Here is a 20,474-nt window from a genome sequence, read left to right as displayed (position 1 = left end):
CCCGCCACCATCGCGAACCGAAAGCCTTCGGCGCCCCTCGATCCGGCATGGGACGATCTGCGGATGATCGACCGGGCCGGGGGCGGAGGCACGTATCTGGAGCCGTAATCGGCCCGAATGGCTCGATTTGCGTTGGCCGAAATGATTCGGATGTAAGGACAGGCCCCTCGGGATCAGGCCTCCTCGGGGACGCCGATGTCGAAGGGGGGCGGTTCGGCCAGGCCGCCGTGATGTTCGACCGCGCCCACGGGCTGGGATTTCGCGGGGGCCAGGCTCGAGGTCTTCGCCAGTTCCGGGCGATCGACGAGGCCGCGGGCCAGCAAGGTCCCGACGGCGACGGCGACCAGCCCGCTCCCTACGCTACCGAACAGGTACGACGAGGCTCGCTTCCATTCCCCCTCCTCCAGGAGCGTGAGGGACTCGAGCGAGAATGTGGAAAAGGTCGTATAGCCCCCCAGGAAGCCCACCAGCAGGAAGAGCCGGGCATAGTGGTGGGGCAGCCGTATCGCCAGGATCGTCGTCAGGAACCCGATCGCGAACGAGCCCGAGACGTTGATCGTGAACGTGGCCCAGGGGAACGAGTGCCCGACCCAACGGCTCATGCCGACGCCGAGCCAGTAGCGGGCGTTGACCCCGAGAGCGCCCCCCACCGAGAGCACCAGGACGCGATACCAAGCTTCCACGCTAGAGACTCCACATCCCTACAAAGACCGGCCCACGAGGGCATTGCATCTTAACAGCTTCGCCGGCTCAAGGGGTCGAGATGAGCTGGGAGGACGACCGCAGCGAGAGGAGGTCTCGCCGAGGGGGGACGCCGAAGAGGCGTCGGTATTCGCGGCTGAACTGCGAGGCGCTCTCGTACCCGACTCGGTATCCGGCCGCCGAGGCGTCGAGGTCCTCGCTCAGCATCAGCCGGCGGGCCTCCTGGAGCCGCAACTGCTTCTGATACTGCAGGGGGCTCATCGCCGTCACGGCCTTGAAGTGGTGGTGCAGGGCGGAGGCGCTCATGTGGACCTCGCGGGCGAGGACCTCGATGCGCAAGGGGCGGTCGAAGTTCCCCTTGATCCAGCGGATCGCCCGGGCAATCCGCATCGCCTGGCCGTCCTCGGCGGCGATCTGCCGGAGTCTCAAGCCTTGCTCGCCGATCAGCAGCCGGTATGAGATCTCGCGGAGGACCAGGGGGCCGAGCACCTTGACGTCGCGAGGGTCGTCGAGCAGGCGGAGGAGCCGCACGACGGCGTCGAGCAGGCCGGGCTCGACGGGATTGACCACGAGCCCCCGCTTCGACGCCCGGCCCGGGGCGTCGACCGGCTCGACGTCGCCGAGGAGTTCGCCGATCATTCCCAGGTCGAGGTCGATCCTCAGGCTCAGATAGGGGAGTTCCGGCGTCGCCTCGATCACCTGCCCGGCGACGGGGAGGTCGACCGACACGAGCAGATAATGCGCGGGGTCGTAGCGATAGACCTCGTCGGCCAGGAGCACCCGCTTGCTGCCTTGCGCCACGATGCAGAGGGCCGGCTCATAGACGACCTGCACGGGGTCGGAGAGGTTCGAGAGGCGGAAGAGCGTCAAAGGGGCGATGCTCGTCGCGTGGATCCCGTCCTCTCGCGTGTGCCGCTCGATGATCCCCGCCATTTCGCCCAGGTCTTGCTCGAGCATGCCGGCCTTTCCTGTCTCTACCTGTTTGGATCCGTGTCGGCCCAGTCCCGACTCGTCAAATATTCTGACGAGTCGTGCAGGATCGTGCAAGGATCGCCCAGGATCGCGTTAACGGAATGGCCCCGGCCGCCGCTAGAATACCCCCGGTTGTGAGGAGGTTGCCCGAACGGAACCAAAGTCTTGCTGGGAGAATCGGACAATGAATGCTCGGGGGAACGGGATCGCGGGGAAGGTCGTCATCATCACCGGCGCGAGCAGCGGGATCGGCGAGGCCACGGCGAGGCTCCTGGCCCGCCAGGGGGCTCGCGTCGTGCTCGGGGCGCGACGGGTCGACCGGCTCGAGGCGCTCGTCGCCGAGATCCAGGGGGAGGGAGGCACGGCCGAGTTTCAAAGCCTCGATGTGACCAGGCGCGAGCAGGTGGAGTCGATCGTGCAGCTCGCGGAGCGCACCTTCGGCCGGGTCGACGTGATCGTGAACAACGCGGGCGTCATGCCCCTTTCGAACCTCGACCAGCTCAAGGTCGAGGAGTGGGACAGGATGATCGACGTGAACATCCGAGGGGTGCTGCACGGCATCGCCGCCGGGCTGCCCGTCATGAAACGCCAGAAATCCGGCCAGTTCGTCAACATCTCGTCGATCGGGGGGCACAAGGTCGTCGCCACCGCCGCCGTCTACTGCGCCACCAAGTTCGCCGTGGGGGCGATCTCGGAGGGGCTCCGTCAGGAAGTCGGGGGCGATATCCGCGTCACCGTTATCTCTCCTGGGGTGACCGAGTCGGAACTCGCCGAGAGCATCTCCGACGAGGACGCCAGGCGCGGCATGCGGGAGTTCCGCAAGGTCGCGATCCCCTCGGAGGCCATCGCGCGAGCGATCGCCTACGCGGTCGGGCAGCCCGACGACGTGGATGTCAGCGAGATCATCGTGCGTCCGACGGCCAGCCCCTTCTGACGATGACCATGACCGACGCCGGAGGCGCAGCGGTCCCGTCGATCCCCGGGCTCGTCAAGGATGCCCGGCCCAGGATCGTCCTTCGGTCAATCGAGATGAAGCTGTGCGTTGCTAGCCCGAGGACCGCGCCATTGCGGCCCTTTCGGCTCGATCGATTGATGTGACGTTCAGCTTGGTGCAGTTCAGTTCGAGTGCGAGCCCTTGCTCCGGCTCAGGGACGATGCCCGGCCCGGAGATCCGCCCCGCGGGAGGAGCCGCTCATGTTGGACATCAACTTGAGGATGGCCTGGCTTTCGAGTTGGCGGACTCGCTCGCGAGTCAGCCCGAGGTTCTCACCCACTTCGCGAAGGGTCATGGCCGTGTAGGGCTCGAGCCCGAATCGCATGCGGATGACCGCGGCCTCCCGCTCCTCGAGGCGATCGATCCCGGCGAACACGCGTTCCATGTCGTCGTTCTCGATCAGGAGGTCGTCGGGGGACTTGCTGCGCTCGTCGGTCAGGATGTCGTCGAGCGGGACCCCGTTCTCGTCGGTGTTGTCGCTGTGCGGCGTCAGGTTATGCACCCGGATCGCCCGCGTGACGATGCCGATCTTCTTCTTGGAGAGCTTCAGGGCCTTGCCGATCTCCTCCGGCGTGGGCGCCCGGCCCAGCCGCTCGGTCAGGACGACATTGGCTCGCCTCCACTTGGAGAGGAGCGTCACCATGTAGGCCGGCAGCCGGATCGGCTTGCCGTTGTTCATCACCGAGCGGCGGATCGACTGCTTGATCCAGTAGCTCGCATACGTGCTGAACCGCGTATCTCGGGATGCATCGTATCCCTCCACAGCCCGCATCAAGCCGAGGTTTCCTTCCTCGATCAAATCCTCGAGGCTCAATCCCTTCCCGAGGTACCCCCTCGCGATGTTGACGACGAGGCGCAAGTTCGCCTTGACCATGTGATCGCGGGCGTACGGATCGCCCTGCGACACCTGGTCGGCAAGCTCTCGCTCCTCCTCCGCCGAAAGCAACGGGGTGTTGTTGATCTCGTGCAGGTAGATTTGCAGAGGCGAATTCGAGTGAAAATCCCTCCGGTTGGCGCGCGAATTCATCGCAAATCGCTCCAAGGCGCGTCATTCGTATCAGAATTAGCGAAGGGAGTACCGGAACCGATTGAATCCCTTAATTTGGGTGGCCCACCCCATCCTTGGGACGGTCGGGAAACTCAGCGGGCCGGTTGTTCCGATCAAAAGGAGCCTAGAACGCACTCAGAACGTTGTCAATCGCTTAATTAGCAATCAATCGCCCGGTGCGCAGGGGCTCGTCTCTTTTCGACATCATGCCCGGATTTGATCGGCTTTCCTGAACTCCCTGACGATGGACTCAAATCATTTCACTCGCGGTTGTCGTGGGGCCCGAGCGACTCCCCGCTGCCCCTACCCTTCGCGGCGAACTCGCCCCTCGCATCGCGAGGGGGCCGGCCGCCCCGGGCCTGGAAACAAAGCGTGGGATAACACGTTGCCGGAAACAAGTCGTGATCAAATCATGGTAAAATCATGGTTTCCGTCTTCGGCCCCCGACGTTCGAGGCCCGAAGCCGCTCGAGTGTCAAATGTCTCGGGAAATACCCCTCGGCATACATCGAGCTTCAATTCGCAAATCCAATTGCTTTAATGCAAAAGAAGTGCCCTGGTGTGCCAAGGAAGGGCGAATTCTCGGTTGTCCAAGGGTTGTCACAGTTTTATCAAGAAAAGGTTGCACGGAATGGCGGTTTCGCCATGTCATTCATGCGTAAGCGGTTGCTCTGGGGGTCTTCCCGCCTTTAAATGAGAAACGCATGATTCTCAAAATGAATGAACGGATCACTCTGGGTCTCTGCGCTTTCGGCGTCTTGAAAGCTTGTTTATTGTCAAAGATCGCCTTCGTCTGTTCGCTTGAAAACAAGCCGAATACTCTTTTTTTACGCAATCGTCGCGTTCGGAACGCTTGCGTAATGTTGAGGCAATAGCGGTGCGGAATTACCTCCATGCGAGGATTGAAGGATTCGTGCGAGGTGGCATCCCGATGTCGGGCTCACGGCGTCCTCGGATCGGCGCGCCCGGTCACGACGGGCGGCGTCCATCCTCGCGTAGACGGGTTGCGAGGATGAGCGTAGTTCAACACGCCACGCGAGATCGCTTGCTGGCGTACAGATGTGAGATCCTGTGTGAGCGGGACGCGATCCGGGCGGCCTCGCCCTATCGCCACGCCGCTGGTTCCTGCCTTGTGTCACGTACGAAATCCCGAAGACTCGATGTAATCCCGACAATCCAATTGTTTTGCCGAGATTAACTAATTTAGCTAAAAACCTCAACTTGTGAAACCCTGAACCGATCGAGTTTTAGTGCCTACTTTGGCATCATTTTTTGTGACACAAGTTGGCGTCTTGAATGTCATTGGCATGTCACATGTATTGAAACAAGGAGTGCGATCGGTCCGGCCCGGCGATCCGGCGTCGGCGCGGGGGTTTCGGGCCGTTGGGCCGCGATCTTTCGAGGCGGGGCGCGGGGCGGACATGCTCATCTGCCACTTATGGACGCCGCCTTTGAAGATGCGAGAGAGGGGGCTGGCGTGGCGATCACAGCTGCGGCAAATGGGGGAGTTTTGAGGAGATGAGGAAGTTTCCTTCCGGATTCGGCTCAACGAGGGGGCGGAGCTTGGCCGATCATGATCATCAAGCAGAACCGTCGCCAGGATGGTGGGCGGTGAACGCTCCTCTAACACGCAACGGCTCGCCCCCTTGAGCTTTGCGAACGTGCGTGAGGGGCGGCTGAATGGAAGGGCTGCGTCCGTGCAGCCCATCTCAACCAATCTCGATAGCGTTTTTGGTGATGGTCTACGGCCAAACACGTTACGGAAAGGATACCGGAATGTTGCGGTCGAAACTTGCACTCCTGGCGGCCATGGTTTCGGCCGCGATGGTGGGTTGCACGCAGTGCGACACATGCGACGACTTTCCGGTGCCGTGCACCGGCCCTAACTGCGGCTACCAGGGGGATCCGGGCGCGTTCACCGCTCCGCCGATCGCGGGCGTTCCCATGTCCCCGGACGTCGCGCTGGTCCCCCCACCGGGTGCTTTCGTCGCGCCACCGCCCCCCTCGATGCCCGTCCCGACGACGGCGTCGGCCCCGAGCCATGACGCCGCCCAGGTGAGCCCTGCCAATCCCCCTGCCGAGATCACCCCCCCGATCCCCTCGAGCGCCAACGCCGACGGGTCGACGGCCGGTTGATCGAGCGAGGCGATCGATTTCCCTCATCTCATGTTTGGACGAATGCGGAGACCGGGCCAGGCCCGGTCTCCGCATTTATTTGGTCTGAAACGAGTTAGATCTATCGGGATGTGACGAGGCCCCGACGCGCGTGGCGTCTTCCGAGGCCGTCCAGCGGCATGCTTCAGGTCGCCCGGAGATCGATGCGAGGGCCGATTTTTTTGTTGACCTGGGTGAGGATTCCGAGACAATCGTATCCAAGCCAGGGATTCACAACGAAACCACATCACCCCCTCTCGGTCCATCGATCGAAGAGTGGAGGGCGTGTGTGGTATGATCGGGGCCTGCATGAAACTCATCATCGCGCTGATTCAGCCCACCAAACTCGAGGCGGTCAAGGAAGCGCTCTCCCACGTGGAAGTCTTCCGCCTCACCGTCATGGATGTGCAGGGCTTCGGGCGCCAAAAAGGATATACTGAGGTTTATCGCGGCCACGAGTTCACCGTGAACTTGCTGCGGAAGATCGAGCTTCAGATCGCCGTGAACGAAGACTTCGTCGAGCCGACGGTCAACGCCATCATCCAGGCCGGCCGCAGCGGCCCCGACGGCAAGATCGGCGACGGTAAGATCTTCATCCTGCCGATGGACGATTGCATCCGGATTCGAACCGGCGAGCGCGGTCCCGAGGCGATCTGAGTTTATCGCGTTTCGGTACGCCGGCGCGGGGAACGGTTTCGATAGAACAATGATCCGGGCTGTGATTTTCGACTTCAATGGCGTGCTCGTCGACGACGAGCACGTTCACTTCATGCTCTTCCGCGACGTCCTGGCGGAAGAAGGCATCGAGCTCACCGAGGCTCAATACCACGAGCGCTACCTCGGCTTCGACGACCGTGGCTGCTTCGAGACCGCGCTCGGCGAGGCCGGCCAGGATGCGTCGCGAGACAGGGTCGACTCGCTGATCGCCCGCAAGGCCGCGCGCTACGTGGACGTGGCCGAGACCGGGCTCCGCTTCTTTCCGTCCGCGGCCGATAGCCTCTCGGCCCTCGCCACACGCTGGCCCCTGGCCATCTGCTCCGGGGCGCTGAGGCCCGAGATCGAATTCGCACTCGCGAGGATGCAACTGCGTCCCCAGGTGCTGGAGATCATCTCGGCCGAGGACACGCAGCGTTGCAAGCCAGACCCCGAGGGTTACCTCCTCACCCTGGCGGTGCTCCGCGTCCATCCGACCTCGAACCTGGCCGACCTGGACCCGAGCGAGTGCCTCGTGATCGAGGACAGCCTCGCCGGCGTCGTCTCCGCCAAGGCCGCCGGGATGCAGGCCGTCGCGGTGACCCACACCTACACGGTCGCGGAACTGGAAGAGGCGGGGGCGGATGTCGTGGTCCCCGGGCTCGTGACGCTGACGCCCGAATGGGTCGAGGCTCGCTTCGCCTGAGGCCAGTCCCTCGACCCATCCATCTCATCTCAATTCAAGGCGTTGCATTTCGCCTCAACGTTTTCAGCAAGGACAGGATGCCATGAGCGAGACGAAGGCCGAGGCGGTCGGGACGGAGCCGGTCGGGATCTTGCTGAGCCGCGACCTGATCTTCACGTCCAAGATCACGGGGACCGCCCGCGAGCTCGGCTATCGCGTGCAGGTCGTGGGGACGCTCAACCTCGCCTCGACGGTGATCGAGGAGTCGAGGCCCCGTGTCGTCTTCGTTGACCTCTCGGCAGGCGACCTCGTCTCCCTGCCCGCGATCATCGCCTACCGCAAGCTCGCACCAACCGAGACCACCTTCCTCGCGTTCGGCTCGCACGTCGACACCCAGGCCCTCGCAGGCGCCAAATCGGCCGGCTGCGATCCGGTCATGCCCCGCAGCAAGTTCTCCGCCGAGCTGCCCGACCTGATCCGCCGCTACTTCGCCGAGCCCGCCAGGTAAGCTTCGACATATTTCGGAAGGCGGGCCGATCTCGATCGTGATCGGCCCTGTCGCGTCTCCATCAATGAGAGAGCGACTCGGCGATCGCCCTGAGCCAGGTGGCCACGGCGATAGCACCGGGGTCGGGGTGCCCCAGAGTCCGTTCGCCGAGATAGCTGGAGCGTCCTTTGCGCGGTTGGAGCGTCGCCGTTGCCTCGGCCGCGGCCTTCGCCGCGTCAGCTGCGGACGAGATTGCGTCTTCAAGGGTGGACCTGGCGTAAAGTCGCGTATAGAGGGTTTCGGCGGCGGGGGCGAGGGCGTCCAGCATGGTGCGATCGCCGGGTCGGGCTCCACCGAGTTCGGCGATGGCGTTCGTGCCGGCCTGGAGGGCGTCGGCCCAGGCACGCGGGTCGTCGATCGAGGCCTGCTTCAGCTTCGACGAGGCGCGAAGGAAGAAGACGCCGTAGAGGGCTCCCGAGGTCCCGCCCAGGACGCGCTGGAGGGTCAGGCCGACCTGATGAAGGGTTTCGGCGGGGGCGTCGCAGGGGAGGCGATCGAGGTCGTCCAGGATGGCCCGGGCACCTCGCTCGAGGTTGATGCCGAGGTCGCCGTCGCCGACCACCTGATCGAGCTCGGTGAGCCGGGGTGCCTCGGCGATCACGGCCTCGGCCGCGGCGACGATCCCGTTGCGGAGCGCAACTCCCAGCGGAGTTTGTGGTTGCTGCGAGGGCAGGGGGGCTGCCTTGGCCCCGGACTTGGTGGGGGCAGCTTGCCTGGCTAAGCGGTTCCTGGCCGGTGCGGGCTGCCAGGCGGGGGCGTCGGCGGTGGCGTCGAGCCGGGCGAGCCTGGCGTCGTCGACGCGGAGGACGGAGAGCGACACGCCTGCCATCTCCAGCGCCGAGAGGAACGTGCCGACGTAGGCCCGCTCCACCACAAGCCCCTGGCCTTCAAGAACTTCCAGGGCGCGGCGGGCGACGATGGCGAGTTCCATCGCGGGCGTCGCGCCCAGGTTGTTGATGAGGAGGACGACCCGCTCGTTGGGGATGAGGCCGGCGTCACCGGCGATGGCGGCGAGGATCTGGTCGACGAGCTGGTCGGCCGGTTCGAGGGGGCCTCTGCGCACGCCGGGCTCTCCGTGGATGCCGAGGCCCAGCTCGATCTCGTCGTCGGCCAGCGAGAAACCCGGCTTGCCCGAGGCGGGGACCGTGCAGGGGGAGAGGCCGACCCCCATGGTCCCGACGGCTTCGGCCGTGGCTCGGGCCTCGGCGAGGACCTCGGCGAGGCTCGCCCCGGCCTCGGCGGCGGCTCCCGCGACTTTATGGACGAGGACGGTGCCGGCGATCCCCCGGCGCCCGGCGTTCTCGGTCGTCGCGGCCAGGGCCACGTCGTCGGCGACGATGACCATCTCGACCTCGATCCCCTCGGCCCTCGCCATCTCCGCGGCCAGGCCGAAGTTGAGTCGATCGCCCGTGTAGTTCTTCACGATCAGGAGCACGCCCGCCTTGCCCCCGACGGCCCGGATGGCGGCGAGCACCGCGTCGGCGCTTGGCGACGTGAAGACCTCGCCGGCGACCGCCGCCGAGAGCATCCCCCGCCCGACGTAGCCGGCATGCGCAGGCTCGTGCCCGCTGCCGCCGCCCGAGATCAGGGTGACCTGCCTATCCTTGATCGAGTCGGCATCCGCCCTGACGACGACGGTCTGCCCGGGGACGCGGACGATCCGGGGGTCGATCGCGACCAGGCCCTCGACCATCTCCTCGACGACCGCCTCCGGCCGATTGATCAGCTTCTTCATCGCGGATGCCCCTCAGTCGGGTGGTTCGGGAACCCCGGCCCGATTCGTCCCGATGCGTCGTCCGCCCGAATGCCCGCCTCCTCAGATTCATGGGGAGGTCGCGCAAGTCGGTCGCATCAACCGGGGAGATTCGGCGGGGGAGTCCGCACAATTCTGAGGCGAACTGACTTAAGATGGAAGGCATGGGCACGACGAAGATCGAGTGGACCGACCACACCTGGAACCCGATCCGAGGCTGCACCCGGATCAGCCCCGGCTGTCAGCATTGTTATGCCGAGACGTTCGCCGAGCGGTTCCGAGGCGTGCCCGGGCATCCGTACGAGCAGGGGTTCGACCTCCGGCTCGTGCCCGAGAAGCTCGCCGAGCCGTTCCGCTGGACGTCCGCCAAGATGGTCTTCGTCAACTCGATGAGCGACCTCTTCCATCGCGACGTACCCGACGACTACATCGAGCAAGTCTGCCGGGTCATGGTCGAGGCCCACTGGCATACGTATCAGGTCCTGACGAAGCGTTCGGAACGGCTCCGCGACCTCCTCTCCACGCGCCTGGCGTTCGCCGCATCGGTGCCTCATATCTGGTGGGGAGTGAGCGTCGAGGATCGCAAGTATGGCCTGCCTCGGGTCGAGCACCTCCGCCAGGCCCCGGCCGGCCTGCGGATGCTCTCGGTCGAGCCCTTGCTCGAGGACCTCGGGCCGGTCGACCTCGGGGGGATCGGCTGGGTCATCGTCGGCGGCGAGAGCGGGCACGGGGCACGCCCGCTCCATCGGGAGTGGGTCCTTTCCCTCCGCGACCAGTGCCAGCGCGCGTCGGTCCCGTTCTTCTTCAAGCAGTGGGGAGGGGTGCGCAAGGGGGTCGCCGGGCGACAGCTCGACGGCAGGACCCATGACGACGTCCCCCGACGCGAAGGGGCGGCCCCCATCCCTCCGCTCGCCGAGCGCAAGAGGATGATCGCCGCGGTCGAGGCCCGGTCTCAGGGCATCCAGGTTCGCTCGATGAAGCCGGTCGAGGCCGAGGAAACGTGCTGATGTGAGGCGGCCTCGGCGCGAGGGGCGTCGGCTTCGACTCCCCTCTTCGCCGTCGGCCATCACTTCGGTTCTTAATGGAAGATCGCGTTCAGCTCATTGGCCAGGCGGATGCCGGCCCTGGCGAGTTGCTCTTCGAGGATGGGTTCGGCCGCCCTGGCGTAGTCCTCCCCGATGGAGGCTCCGCTGGTCAGGACACCGCCTTTGGGGCCCCGATAGGCGATCTTGGCGGCCCGGAGGGTCTCGTTCGCCCAGCCTTCCACGTCCCCCTTCGAGCAGGCCTGGGCCAGCTCCGGCGTGATGACCCGCTCGACACGCGCGATCCAGGCGTTGTCGTTGCCGCCGATGTGGTGGATGAGGTCCGAATCCCAGAGTCGATGCAGGTTGGTCCCCTTGCCGAGGAACTGGACCTGCGTGCGGTTACCGCCCCGGTCGTGGTTGTCGCCGACATGCAAGGGCTGGTGGATATCCCCGACGAAGTGGACGAGGAAGAGGAGGGCCCGCTGGCGCTCCTGCTGCGGGGCGCGGGCGTCCTTGAGGACCTGGCGGAAGTGCTTGATCTTCTCGACCACGCAGTCCCCCTTCACGCAGTCTCTCGGGTCGTACCTGTCGGCGGTGATGGGGACATTAACATAATGCCAGGGGCTGCTCCCCGGGACGACGTCGTGCCCTTCGTGGTCGGCCCAGTTCGCGATGTCGGCCAGCGTGTCTCCTTTATGGAGCAGTTGCGCGACCGCCGCCCTGGCCTTGGGCGAGAGCCGCTCGGTGGCGATCTTGGCGACCACGCGGTGCCCCTGCGGCCCCCAGGCCCTCGCCGTTGAAGGTGGCAAGGCCAGCGCCAGCACGGCCAGCGACGCCAACGCCCTCGACGCCCAGTGTCTCATCGTCGGTTCCTTATCGATCAAATGGATTTGTGGCGAGATGGATCGCACTCCACTCCCGCTGATCGTGACGGACCTTGGCCTCGCCCGCAAGCGGCGCCCGGCCGGGGATGATGCCTCGACGGGTTCCGGGTCGTTCCGGTCCTCGCGGGCGCGAGGCCGCGATGGCGTTGCCTGACGGGGGGAGTCGAGGTTATTCTTGTCGGTCCGCGGACAGCAGTGTTCATGCGTCGCGGCCTCATCGCGAAGGCCGCCCGACGCGCAGGCGTGACACGCCGCGGCCGCCCGGATGGAACTGAGACGCGAGCCGGCACCACGGAGGAGACTCGGAACGATGACGGAAGAATCTCGCGCGGGGCAGCGCGCCTGGATCTGGGTGGCCGTTGTCGCCGCGGTGATCGGCGTCTTGCTGAGGGGCCGGGCGCTCTTCGCCAACCGGTCGCTCTGGCTCGACGAGGCCATGGTCTCGCTGAATATCTGCGGGCGAAGCTTCGCCGGGCTCATGCGCCCGCTCGACTACGACCAGGGGGCTCCCATCGGGTTTCTCTGGGTCGAGAAGCTCTCCGTGCTCGCCCTCGGGCCGAACGAACTGGCCCTGCGCCTCTTCCCGTTCCTGGCGTCGCTGGCGACCATCGCCCTCGTCTATCGGTTTTGTCGGGCTCATTTCGAGCGGGAAGGGGCGGCGATCGGCGTGGCCGTCATCGCGGTCATGCCCAGCCTGATCTCGTATGCCGGCGAGGCCAAGCAATACGCCGTCGACGTGGCGGCCGGGCTCCTGGTGATGACCCTGATCGCCGACTCGCTCCGAGAGGGGATCAACGCCAGGCGGGCCGCCGTGCTGGCGGTCGTCGGGGCGATCTGCGTCTGGATCTCGCATCCGGTCGTCTTCATCCTGGCGGGCGCGGGGGCGACCCTCATCCTCAAGGAGGGGTTCCATCGCCGCTTCGGCCCGGCCTTGCTCGGGGCGGGGGCCGCGGCCGTCTGGCTGGTCAGCTTCGCGGGGCACTACCTGCTCTCGCTCAAGGACCTCCAGACGAACTCGTATCTCAACGACTTCTGGGAGGCGGGATTTCTCGCCTTGCCGCCGAGGTCGATCAAGGATTTGCGGCAGTACATGGTCATCGGGCTCGGGATCTTCGAGGCCCCCTTCCACAACACCCAGCTCGAAGAGAACCTCTCGGAGCGGATGTCGGTGATCACGGCCGCCATCTGGCTCTGCGGCGTCGGCATCCTGCTGCGCCGGAAGGAGCGCGGGTTGGCCATGCTGCTGGTGATGCCGCTGGTCGTCGCCGCGCTCGCGGCCGTGGCGCACAAGTACCCGCTCCGGTTCCGGCTGGCGCTCTTCACCGTGGGGCCGGTCCTGCTGGCGGGCATCGCCGGGCTGTCGTACCTGATCCGGTCGGACGACCGGACGGGCCGAATCCTGGGACGCGTGCTGACGCTCTGCTGCCTCCTGCTGCCGGCCGCGCAGGCCGGGCAGTTCCTGCTCGATCGTCCGAAGCCCTATGGGGCGAAGACAGTCCTGGAAGAGGTCGCCCGCGAATGGCAGCCGGGGGACCTGCTGCTGGTCGACGGCGGCTCGGAACCCCCATTTCGCTGGTATCAGACTTATGGGCGGATCCCCGGCCTCGACCGGGTGACGCCGACCCCGACCCCAGAAGGGCTTGCGGACCCCGCCACGCTCGTCGCGGCGCTCCCTCGGCTCAAGGGGCAGGCCCGGGTCTGGATGCTGATCTCGGCCCATCTCGCCGACCGCAGCGGCCGCGAGGCCCAGCTCCTGAGGCTGACCCTCGACCAGTGGGGCGAGCGCCTGGCCTCGGTCAACGCCCCCGGCTATTACGCCTACCTCTATGACTTCCACCACGGGGACATGGCCCTGACCCGGAACCATACCGTCACCACACCCCGCGGAAACTGAAATCCCGCCGTCCTCGCAACATGCCAGCTCCTCCCCGACATGCCGCTTTTTATCGACACTTTTCCGCTTGCAACGAAGAAATCGTCGGAATCGGTCGGAACGAGTGTCCCGCTCCCGGGATGATCCCGTACGAAGGACGACTGCCGTTCTCCTTTGTTCGGATTACCGTGGAATCACACGCAGCGACCTCTTACGACCATTTCCGTTCGGGGTCGGACTTCATGAGGTTTCACGGTAGCCTTGAGACAAAGATATGTGGTCATCAAGGCTTTGCGGAAGCGGAGCATTGGAACTGATTCCGGAAAGTTTGGCTTGATTTAGCGGTTTCATGGCCTATGATGGTTTTGTATGGCTTTCTCTTCTGCTTGATAAAGCGGATTCTTGTGTTGAATCGCCAGACATGATACAAGGGGCGGGTAGTATCGGGATTTCTAATCTGGAGGCTTGCAAGCGTGATCTTCGGTTGTTAGTTTGAGTCCAGGTGTTGTGGAGAAGATGTAGGAATCCGGTAGATTGTGAAAGAAAGTGGAATATTTCCGATTTGAAGATGTGGTTGCTGGTCGGATGAGGAATAATCGCTTGGGATGGATCCGAAAGCGTATTGGTCTTGTAGGGATGCATGGGCATTACGTTAATAACTTCGGAGAGACCTCGATGTGGCCCTCCACTCATCACACCCAAATCTTGCCGACGGACCTTGATCGTCGGTAGGCCTTCAGCCCGAGGGTTGGCCAGCTCCTTCAAAAGAGCCTGATCCCGCCCGCCAAATTCCCCGAAAGCGTTCGAGCGGTGTAGTCGTTTTTATTGTCGCGATCGTTCGAGGTGGGCTGACCTGTTCGCTAAGGACGAGGCCGCCTGCCCCGAAGAGAACCCGCATAAATCTTTGGGTGTTCGTAGCCGAGACTATGTTCGGGTCCACCGAAAATCCGCTTCGGTGATCGCCCGGCCTCCATAGAGGACAGGGTCCGGCCATCAAATCCTTCCGCTCGTCGCCTCCCCATTGTCTGCCGGGGCGGCGGGGCCTCCGGCGGAATCGGCATCGAGTTTCGCGAAAATTCGGTGCGTCAATATCCGCGGCACATCATCAGGCGACCGATCCTTCGGGAGCCGGATCTCGGCAAAGATGACGACCTTCGGCGGTTCCCGGCGAACTCCCAGTTGTCTTCGAGTTGAAACGATGGCTTCAAGTTTGTACGCGAGTTTCACTGAAGCTTTACAGTCTGTTCGTATGTTTGATTTTTTGAGGTCTGAAGCGATACAGAGTTGTGGGGGCCAGGGTTTCATGAATGTCTCAGGGTGCGGGAATGCGATCCCACGTCGGCCCTCGAATGGGCGTGTCGACGTCTCGACCGGCGGTGTCGCCGGGTCGGGCCCTGGCCGTCTTCCACGTGCGGTCACGTATCGTCATCGAACGGATTCGACGCACTTGTGGTCTGGTAAGGATTCAGGAATGACCACATTGACAATCCTCGGAGGTCTCGCTCGATGAGTACCACCCCATCGGCCAGCCGACAAATAATCGCGTCGAACCGCGCTCCCGTTAACGCTCGCTCTGCTCATGCCGACTCCTCCGTGAAAGGGGTCGCGAGGCGCCGGGTCCATACATTCGAGATTCTCATGAAGCGCGGGATTGATTTCGTCGGTGCGGGGATCGGGCTGGTCGTCATTAGCCCGCTGATGCTGGTCATCGCGGTCATGACCCGCCTGGATTCGAAGGGCCCGGTCTTCTCCCGCCAGACCCGGATGGGTCGGGATGGTCTGCCGTTCGAGGTCTGGATGTTCCGCACGATGGTGCAGGACGGCGACCTCCGGCTCGAAGAGGCCCAGAACCTCGACGAGGCGACGGCTCCCGCGTCGGCCTCGGTGGATCGCGACCCCCGCATCACGCGCTGGGGCCGGGTCCTGCGTCGGACCGGCCTGGACGAGCTGCCGCAGCTCTTCAACGTGCTGCTCGGCCAGATGAGCCTCGTCGGGCCCCGCGCCCTGCCGCTCCGCGACTGCTCCATGCTCCGCGAGGTGGACGACGCCGCCGTCGAGCGGCGCCACGAGATGACCCCCGGCCTCACCGGCCTCTGGCAGGTCGATAGCCGCGGTGGCGTCGGCAGCCGCCAGATGATCGACATGGACTACCACTACGTCGACAACTGGTCGCTCAAGCTCGACCTCGACATCCTCCTCAGGACGTTCAAGGGCGCCATGGGCGGCCGCAAGAACGCCTGAGCGATCCGATGCGAGAGCCCTCCGACGGGGCCTCCTCTAGCTAGCCCCGCCTACCGGCCAGCCCCTCGGGCTGGCCGGAGCCGATTTCCCCGGCACGATTCCTCGATCGCACGCTTGTCGCCTCTCCGGCGGCGTCGTCGCTCCCCACCCCAAATCCCATCTCTTCTACTGCCCAGGTCATCCTGATCGAACCAAACGATCTGGCGTTTGGCCAGGTTGGAAGCGGCGTGGATTTGGGCCTATCCTCGCGGCTCGCGACGAACCTATGCGCAAACTTCGAGCGGGGATGACGCCAACCGAGGTCCCATTGCGAATGACAATCGTGGCGATCCTGACGATTGCGCGGCCATGAAGGCGTTGCCTGTTGGGGGTCGTCATGGTTATGCTTGACAGCCCGCGGGCAGCATGCCGAGTTTCGAGGCCTCAACACGAAGGCCGGTCGACGCTCGAGGAGAGTCCCCCGCGGCCGCCCGGACGGAACTGAGACGCGAGCCAGCACCACGGAGGAGACTGGGGACGATGACGGAAGGATCTCGCGCACGGGAGCGCGCCTGGGTCTGGGCGACGGAGGTCGCCGGGATTGCCGGGGTCTTGCCGAGGGATTTGGCGCATTTCGCCGATCGGTCGCGACGGCCCGACGAGGCCGACCATCGGCCCACGCCTATCGACACGCGTCACGCTCGCGACGAGGGCCGCGCGCGGGGACCGGGGTCGACTCGCGCCGCGAACGCCCCGGGCGTCGACGGGGCACGCCTCGGATCCGCCTGCCCGGCGGTCCTGCGGGGCCCGCTCGTCTATTGATTGGCGCATGACCCGAGGATGAGCCCTCGATTGGCCGCCTCCTCCCTTTTTGCTGCAGATCCTCCGCCAGAAGCGACTGCCGTAGATCCGGTTACGCGAGGGCCAGGTCATCACTTGGCGGAGTGTTTCCCACCGATCTTTGTTCGTTTCCCCTAGCTTTGTGATTTCATCAAGGAGTTGACTGATGAATATTCTCGTGACCGGCGGAGCCGGCTATGTGGGATCCACGCTCGTCCCGATGCTCCTGGAGCAAGGGCACCGCGTCCGCGTCTACGACATGCTCAAGTTCGGCGGCCACGGGCTCTTGCCCTGCTGCCAGAGCCCCAACTTCGAGCTGATCAAGGGGGACGTCACCGACGAGAAGGCCCTGGGTAAGGCCCTCGAAGGGGTCGACTCCATCGTCCACCTCGCGGCCATCGTCGGATACCCCGCCTGCAAGAAGGAGTCGCAGCTCGCCACCGCGACGAACGTCGACGGCACCCGCAACCTCTTGAACCTCCGCAAGAAGGATCAGAAGGTCATCTTCGCCTCGACGGGCAGCATCTACGGCTCGATCCCCGACTACATCTGCAACGAGGACACGCCCCGCTCGCCGATCACGCTCTACGGCGAGACCAAGGCGACGGCCGAGCAGATGATCCTCGACGCCGGCAACAGCGTCGCCTACCGCTATGCCACGGCCTTCGGCGTGAGCAACCGGATGCGGCTCGACCTGATGCCGAATGACTTCACCTACCAGGCCGTGAAGAACCGCAACGTGATCGTGTACGAAGGCCGCTTCAAGCGGACGTTCGTGCATGTCCGCGACATGGCCCGCTCGATCATCTTCGCCCTGGAGAAGTGGGACAACGTCAAGGACGACGTCTACAACGTCGGCCACGAGAGCATGAACTTCACCAAGGAGGACGTGGCGAGGAAGATCCTCGAGCACGTCGACTTCTACCTCCACTTCGCCGAGGTCGGCACCGACGCCGACCAGCGCAACTATGAGGTCTCTTACGAGAAGATCCGCGAGCGTGGGTTCGAGACGACGGTCGACCTCGACACGGGCATCGCCGAGCTCGTCCGCGCCGCCAAGCTGATCGAGTTCCACAACCCGTTCGCCAACGTCTAAGTTCAAGCCAGGCCTCGGGTCGCCGAGGATCCAAAGAAATGACGGGACGGACGCCTTCGCCTCGGTGAGGGCGTCGGGTCCCTTTGGAGGTTCGAATCAGGCCCTGGCGAGGGGCCGCAGGCCGAGAGGCGTCGCTCATTGAGGGGCTTCGCTTCGCCCGGCCTCCCTTCCCAAATATCGCGTTTCCGACAAGAATCGATCGACCGTTGTGAATGCAACTAGGAGGAGGACAGCATGAAGGGATTCTGGGCTGAGAAGCGAGTGACCGTCACCGGCGGCGCCGGGTTCCTGGGGCAGCACCTCGTCAACCGCTTGAAGTCGCTCGGGGCCGAGGTCTACGTCCCCCGCCAGCGCGAGTACAACCTGACGACGCTCGACGCCTGCCTGAAGTGCCTGCTCGAACACCCCTGCGACATCCTCTTCCACGCGGCGGCCTACTACGGCGGCATCGGCATCAACGTCACCGAGCCGGCCAAGCTGTATTACAGCAACCTGGTCATGGGCGCGAACCTGATGGAGGCCGCCCGCCTGGTCAACCTCAAGAAGTTCGTGGCCATCGGCACGGCCTGCAGCTACCCCGGCTACCTCGAAGGCCATCTCAAGGAAGAAGACCTCTGGGCCGGCCCCTGCCACGCCAGCGTGGTCAACTATGGCCTCACCAAGAAGATGATGGCCGTCCAGGCCCAGGCGTACAAGCGCCAGTACGGCCTCGACTCGATCCACCTGATCCTGACCAATCTTTATGGCCCCGGCGACTCGTACAACCCCGACCGCTCGCACGTCGTCGCCGCGCTCGTGCGGAAGTGGGTCGAGGCCGAGATGGCCAAGACTCCGAGCGTCGAGGTCTGGGGCACCGGCAAGCCCGTCCGCGAGTTCATCTACGTCGAGGACTGCGCCGACGCCATCATCCTCGCGGCCGAGAAGTACAACGACTCCGCGGTCCCGCTGAACATCGGCACCGGCATCGGCACCACGATCCGGGAGCTCGCCGAGACAGTCAACGAGGTCTCGGGCTACCAGGGCAAGATGGTCTGGAACACGGACAAGCCCGACGGAGCCATGCTCAAGGTCCTCGACGTGACCCGCATGAAGAAGGAACTCGACGGCTGGGTTCCCCCGACCGACCTCAAGGCGGGCCTGGCCAAGACCGTCGCCTGGTACCGCGCCAACAAGGCCGAGGCCGACACCAAGTGGTGAGCCCATTGGGCTGACAGCGCCTGGGTGGCGAGGGTATCGAGCCGTCGCCACCCAAGGCCGATCGTTCGCTGAAATACGGATGTATTGACGCCTCGGCCCCGGCTTCCTGGGCGGGCTCGCGACGACTTTCCCACCCAAACCAAGGGAGTGATCAGGATGTTGGGAGCCACGCTGGGGGCCGGGGAGTACCTGGAGCGCGTCTGCGAGGAGATCAAGCGGCTCGACCTCGCGCAGGTCGAAAAGTTCAGCGACGTGATCGAGGACGCCTATCACGCCGGCAAGTTCGTCTTCATCATCGGCAACGGCGGCTCGGGGGCGAACGCCTCGCATCTCTGCGAGGACCTCAACAAGTGCACGCTCCGCGACTTCGAGAATCAGAAGCGGCTCAAGGTCCTCAGCCTGACCGACAACACGGCCGGGATCATGGCCTGGGCGAATGACGAGGGGTACGACCGGATCTTCCTCGAGCAGCTCAAGAACCTGGCCTCGCCGGGGGACCTGCTTCTGGCGATCTCGGGCTCGGGCAACAGCCCCAACATCATCAAGGCCGTCGAGTGGGCGAACAAGAACGGGCTCGTGACGCTGGGCCTCACCGGGTTCGGCGGCGGCAAGCTCAAGACGCTTGCCCACCACAACCTCCACGTCGGGATCGACGACATGGGGATCGTCGAATCCCTGCACCAGGTCGTCTTCCACTGGGTCATCGACGACATCTATCGCCGGATCTCCGGGCCCGACGCCGCCCCGGCACGCTGATCGGGCGATCTTTGGATTTTCAGGCCTTGTTGGGACGCGATCGCTCATGCTCATCGTCACAGGCGCGGCCGGATTCATCGCCTCGAACCTCGCCCGCAAGCTCGCCGAGCGGGGGGAGCGCGACCTGCTCCTGGTCGACCACCCGCTGACCGCCGCGGGCGCGGCCAACTTCGCCGGGCTGCCGTCGTTCCGGTTCCTCGAGCACACCGCGCTCCTCGAGGCGCTCGAAGGGGGGAAGCTCCAGGGCGTGCGGGGGATCTTCCACCTCGGGGCCTGCTCCGACACCACCGAGCGGAACTGGACGTACCTCGCGTCGAACAACGTCGAGTACACGCGGAGGCTCTGGGACTGGTGCGCCTCGCAGGCCGTGCCGTACATCTACGCCTCGAGCGCCGCGACGTATGGAGACGGCTCGCGTGGGTTCGATGACGAGGTCCCGCCCGAGAGCCTCGAGCCCTTGAACCTCTACGGCAAGAGCAAGAACGACTTCGACATCTGGGCCCTGCGCCACGTCGAGGCAGGGGGGGCCGCCCCCAAAGGGTGGGCCGGCCTGAAGTTCTTCAACGTCTACGGTCCGCAGGAGAGCCACAAGGGGCGGATGGCCAGCATGGTCTGGCACTCCTATCACCAGATCGCCGCGAAGGGGGAAGTCGGCCTCTTCAAGTCGACCGAGCCCGACATGCCCGACGGCGGCCAGCGCAGGGATTTCGTCTACGTGGGGGACTGCGTCGACCACATGATCTGGCTCTGGGAACACCCCGACGTCTGCGGCATCTTCAACAGCGGCACCGGCCAGGCCCGAAGCTTCCGGGAGCTCGCCGAGGCGACCTTCCACGCGCTCGGCCGCGAGCCGAAGATCCGCTACATCGAGATGCCCCAGGATCTCCGCGGGGCCTATCAGAGCTTCACCCAGGCGACGATGAAGAAGCTCGGCGAGGCCGGATATCCTGGCCGACCCACTTCACTGGAAGAAGGCGTCGGCCACTACGTCGCGTGGCTCAAGACGCATTATCCGCCGAAATGAACACGTGATCCG

At 64.8% G+C, this 20,474-nt stretch carries 19 protein-coding genes; 14 read left to right on the top strand and 5 right to left on the bottom strand.

Annotated features, from left to right (window positions below; translation table 11 throughout):
• Positions 1–173: 173 nt before the first annotated feature.
• Complete coding sequence (gene crcB, locus ACOYYX_RS23020) at positions 174–683, bottom strand: fluoride efflux transporter CrcB (protein WP_422924078.1); 510 nt, start codon at positions 681–683, stop codon at positions 174–176.
• 67 nt (positions 684–750) lie between these two features.
• On the bottom strand, positions 751–1,659 hold the full coding sequence (locus ACOYYX_RS23015) for an AraC family transcriptional regulator N-terminal domain-containing protein (protein WP_422924076.1): 909 nt from the start codon (positions 1,657–1,659) through the stop codon (positions 751–753).
• Between the two features lie 199 nt (positions 1,660–1,858).
• Between ACOYYX_RS23015 and ACOYYX_RS23010 the strand changes: the two genes are divergently transcribed.
• Positions 1,859–2,608 carry an SDR family oxidoreductase gene (locus tag ACOYYX_RS23010; RefSeq protein ID WP_422924074.1) on the top strand — a complete coding sequence of 250 codons (750 nt, stop codon included), beginning with the start codon at positions 1,859–1,861 and terminating at the stop codon, positions 2,606–2,608.
• A 211-nt stretch (positions 2,609–2,819) separates the two neighbouring features.
• Here ACOYYX_RS23010 and ACOYYX_RS23005 read toward each other — a convergent pair whose 3' ends face one another.
• A complete protein-coding gene (locus ACOYYX_RS23005) occupies positions 2,820–3,695 on the bottom strand; it encodes a sigma-70 family RNA polymerase sigma factor (protein WP_422924072.1) in 876 nt (291 codons plus the stop codon).
• Positions 3,696–5,491: 1,796 nt separating this feature from the next.
• Between ACOYYX_RS23005 and ACOYYX_RS23000 the strand changes: the two genes are divergently transcribed.
• The 4 genes from ACOYYX_RS23000 to ACOYYX_RS22985 all read left to right on the top strand — a co-directional run bounded on the left by ACOYYX_RS23000 (position 5,492) and on the right by ACOYYX_RS22985 (position 7,755).
• Positions 5,492–5,851: a hypothetical protein gene (locus ACOYYX_RS23000; RefSeq protein ID WP_422924070.1), complete on the top strand. Its 360-nt coding sequence runs from the start codon at positions 5,492–5,494 to the stop codon at positions 5,849–5,851.
• 327 nt (positions 5,852–6,178) lie between these two features.
• Positions 6,179–6,526 (top strand): P-II family nitrogen regulator, encoded by a 348-nt coding sequence (locus tag ACOYYX_RS22995; RefSeq protein ID WP_015247204.1) that lies wholly within the window; start codon positions 6,179–6,181, stop codon positions 6,524–6,526.
• A 61-nt stretch (positions 6,527–6,587) separates the two neighbouring features.
• Positions 6,588–7,268, top strand: a complete 681-nt coding sequence (locus tag ACOYYX_RS22990) for an HAD family hydrolase (protein ID WP_422924068.1) — start codon at positions 6,588–6,590, stop codon at positions 7,266–7,268.
• An 82-nt stretch (positions 7,269–7,350) separates the two neighbouring features.
• Positions 7,351–7,755, top strand: a complete 405-nt coding sequence (locus ACOYYX_RS22985) for a response regulator (RefSeq protein WP_422924066.1) — start codon at positions 7,351–7,353, stop codon at positions 7,753–7,755.
• Positions 7,756–7,816: 61 nt separating this feature from the next.
• Here the strand turns inward: ACOYYX_RS22985 and ACOYYX_RS22980 are convergent, their stop codons facing one another.
• Positions 7,817–9,529, bottom strand: coding sequence for a glycerone kinase (locus ACOYYX_RS22980; protein ID WP_422924064.1), 1,713 nt, complete (start codon positions 9,527–9,529; stop codon positions 7,817–7,819).
• 182 nt (positions 9,530–9,711) lie between these two features.
• Between ACOYYX_RS22980 and ACOYYX_RS22975 the strand changes: the two genes are divergently transcribed.
• Positions 9,712–10,554 (top strand): DUF5131 family protein, encoded by an 843-nt coding sequence (locus tag ACOYYX_RS22975; protein WP_422924062.1) that lies wholly within the window; start codon positions 9,712–9,714, stop codon positions 10,552–10,554.
• A gap of 71 nt (positions 10,555–10,625) precedes the next feature.
• Here ACOYYX_RS22975 and ACOYYX_RS22970 read toward each other — a convergent pair whose 3' ends face one another.
• Complete coding sequence (locus ACOYYX_RS22970; protein WP_422924060.1) at positions 10,626–11,435, bottom strand: S1/P1 nuclease; 810 nt, start codon at positions 11,433–11,435, stop codon at positions 10,626–10,628.
• Positions 11,436–11,472: 37 nt separating this feature from the next.
• On the opposite strand from ACOYYX_RS22970, the gene ACOYYX_RS22965 reads away from it, so the two are divergent.
• The 8 genes from ACOYYX_RS22965 to rfaD all read left to right on the top strand — a co-directional run bounded on the left by ACOYYX_RS22965 (position 11,473) and on the right by rfaD (position 20,462).
• Positions 11,473–11,610 carry a hypothetical protein gene (locus ACOYYX_RS22965; protein WP_422924058.1) on the top strand — a complete coding sequence of 46 codons (138 nt, stop codon included), beginning with the start codon at positions 11,473–11,475 and terminating at the stop codon, positions 11,608–11,610.
• Positions 11,611–11,766: 156 nt separating this feature from the next.
• Positions 11,767–13,350 (top strand): glycosyltransferase family 39 protein, encoded by a 1,584-nt coding sequence (locus ACOYYX_RS22960; RefSeq protein WP_422924056.1) that lies wholly within the window; start codon positions 11,767–11,769, stop codon positions 13,348–13,350.
• Between the two features lie 1,617 nt (positions 13,351–14,967).
• Positions 14,968–15,570 (top strand): sugar transferase, encoded by a 603-nt coding sequence (locus ACOYYX_RS22955; protein WP_422924054.1) that lies wholly within the window; start codon positions 14,968–14,970, stop codon positions 15,568–15,570.
• Positions 15,571–16,089: 519 nt separating this feature from the next.
• Entirely contained in the window at positions 16,090–16,371 is a 282-nt protein-coding gene (locus ACOYYX_RS22950; RefSeq protein ID WP_422924052.1) for a hypothetical protein, read from the top strand.
• A 184-nt stretch (positions 16,372–16,555) separates the two neighbouring features.
• A complete protein-coding gene (locus tag ACOYYX_RS22945) occupies positions 16,556–17,485 on the top strand; it encodes an NAD-dependent epimerase/dehydratase family protein (protein ID WP_422924050.1) in 930 nt (309 codons plus the stop codon).
• A gap of 234 nt (positions 17,486–17,719) precedes the next feature.
• Entirely contained in the window at positions 17,720–18,682 is a 963-nt protein-coding gene (locus ACOYYX_RS22940) for an NAD-dependent epimerase/dehydratase family protein (RefSeq protein ID WP_422924048.1), read from the top strand.
• Between the two features lie 156 nt (positions 18,683–18,838).
• Positions 18,839–19,438 (top strand): SIS domain-containing protein, encoded by a 600-nt coding sequence (locus ACOYYX_RS22935; RefSeq protein WP_422924047.1) that lies wholly within the window; start codon positions 18,839–18,841, stop codon positions 19,436–19,438.
• Between the two features lie 46 nt (positions 19,439–19,484).
• On the top strand, positions 19,485–20,462 hold the full coding sequence (rfaD, locus tag ACOYYX_RS22930) for an ADP-glyceromanno-heptose 6-epimerase (protein WP_422924045.1): 978 nt from the start codon (positions 19,485–19,487) through the stop codon (positions 20,460–20,462).
• Positions 20,463–20,474: the final 12 nt, after the last annotated feature.

The sequence above is a fragment of the Singulisphaera chitinilytica genome (assembly GCF_049331405.1).
Taxonomy (GTDB): Bacteria; Planctomycetota; Planctomycetia; order Isosphaerales; family Isosphaeraceae; genus PoT.
This window is presented reverse-complemented; position numbering and strand designations above follow the sequence as displayed.

Coding starts and splice junctions, on each gene's coding strand:
- ACOYYX_RS22945 (WP_422924050.1), top strand. CDS start 16,556: ATGAATATTCTCGTGACCGGCGGAGCCGGCTATGTGGGATCCACGCTC.
- ACOYYX_RS22980 (WP_422924064.1), bottom strand. CDS start 9,529: ATGAAGAAGCTGATCAATCGGCCGGAGGCGGTCGTCGAGGAGATGGTC.
- ACOYYX_RS22965 (WP_422924058.1), top strand. CDS start 11,473: ATGGATCGCACTCCACTCCCGCTGATCGTGACGGACCTTGGCCTCGCC.
- ACOYYX_RS23010 (WP_422924074.1), top strand. CDS start 1,859: ATGAATGCTCGGGGGAACGGGATCGCGGGGAAGGTCGTCATCATCACC.
- ACOYYX_RS22960 (WP_422924056.1), top strand. CDS start 11,767: ATGACGGAAGAATCTCGCGCGGGGCAGCGCGCCTGGATCTGGGTGGCC.
- ACOYYX_RS22970 (WP_422924060.1), bottom strand. CDS start 11,435: ATGAGACACTGGGCGTCGAGGGCGTTGGCGTCGCTGGCCGTGCTGGCG.
- ACOYYX_RS22935 (WP_422924047.1), top strand. CDS start 18,839: ATGTTGGGAGCCACGCTGGGGGCCGGGGAGTACCTGGAGCGCGTCTGC.
- ACOYYX_RS22940 (WP_422924048.1), top strand. CDS start 17,720: ATGAAGGGATTCTGGGCTGAGAAGCGAGTGACCGTCACCGGCGGCGCC.
- ACOYYX_RS23015 (WP_422924076.1), bottom strand. CDS start 1,659: ATGCTCGAGCAAGACCTGGGCGAAATGGCGGGGATCATCGAGCGGCAC.
- ACOYYX_RS23000 (WP_422924070.1), top strand. CDS start 5,492: ATGTTGCGGTCGAAACTTGCACTCCTGGCGGCCATGGTTTCGGCCGCG.
- ACOYYX_RS22995 (WP_015247204.1), top strand. CDS start 6,179: ATGAAACTCATCATCGCGCTGATTCAGCCCACCAAACTCGAGGCGGTC.
- ACOYYX_RS22985 (WP_422924066.1), top strand. CDS start 7,351: ATGAGCGAGACGAAGGCCGAGGCGGTCGGGACGGAGCCGGTCGGGATC.
- ACOYYX_RS23005 (WP_422924072.1), bottom strand. CDS start 3,695: ATGAATTCGCGCGCCAACCGGAGGGATTTTCACTCGAATTCGCCTCTG.
- rfaD (WP_422924045.1), top strand. CDS start 19,485: ATGCTCATCGTCACAGGCGCGGCCGGATTCATCGCCTCGAACCTCGCC.
- ACOYYX_RS22950 (WP_422924052.1), top strand. CDS start 16,090: ATGACGGAAGGATCTCGCGCACGGGAGCGCGCCTGGGTCTGGGCGACG.
- ACOYYX_RS22955 (WP_422924054.1), top strand. CDS start 14,968: ATGAAGCGCGGGATTGATTTCGTCGGTGCGGGGATCGGGCTGGTCGTC.
- ACOYYX_RS22975 (WP_422924062.1), top strand. CDS start 9,712: ATGGGCACGACGAAGATCGAGTGGACCGACCACACCTGGAACCCGATC.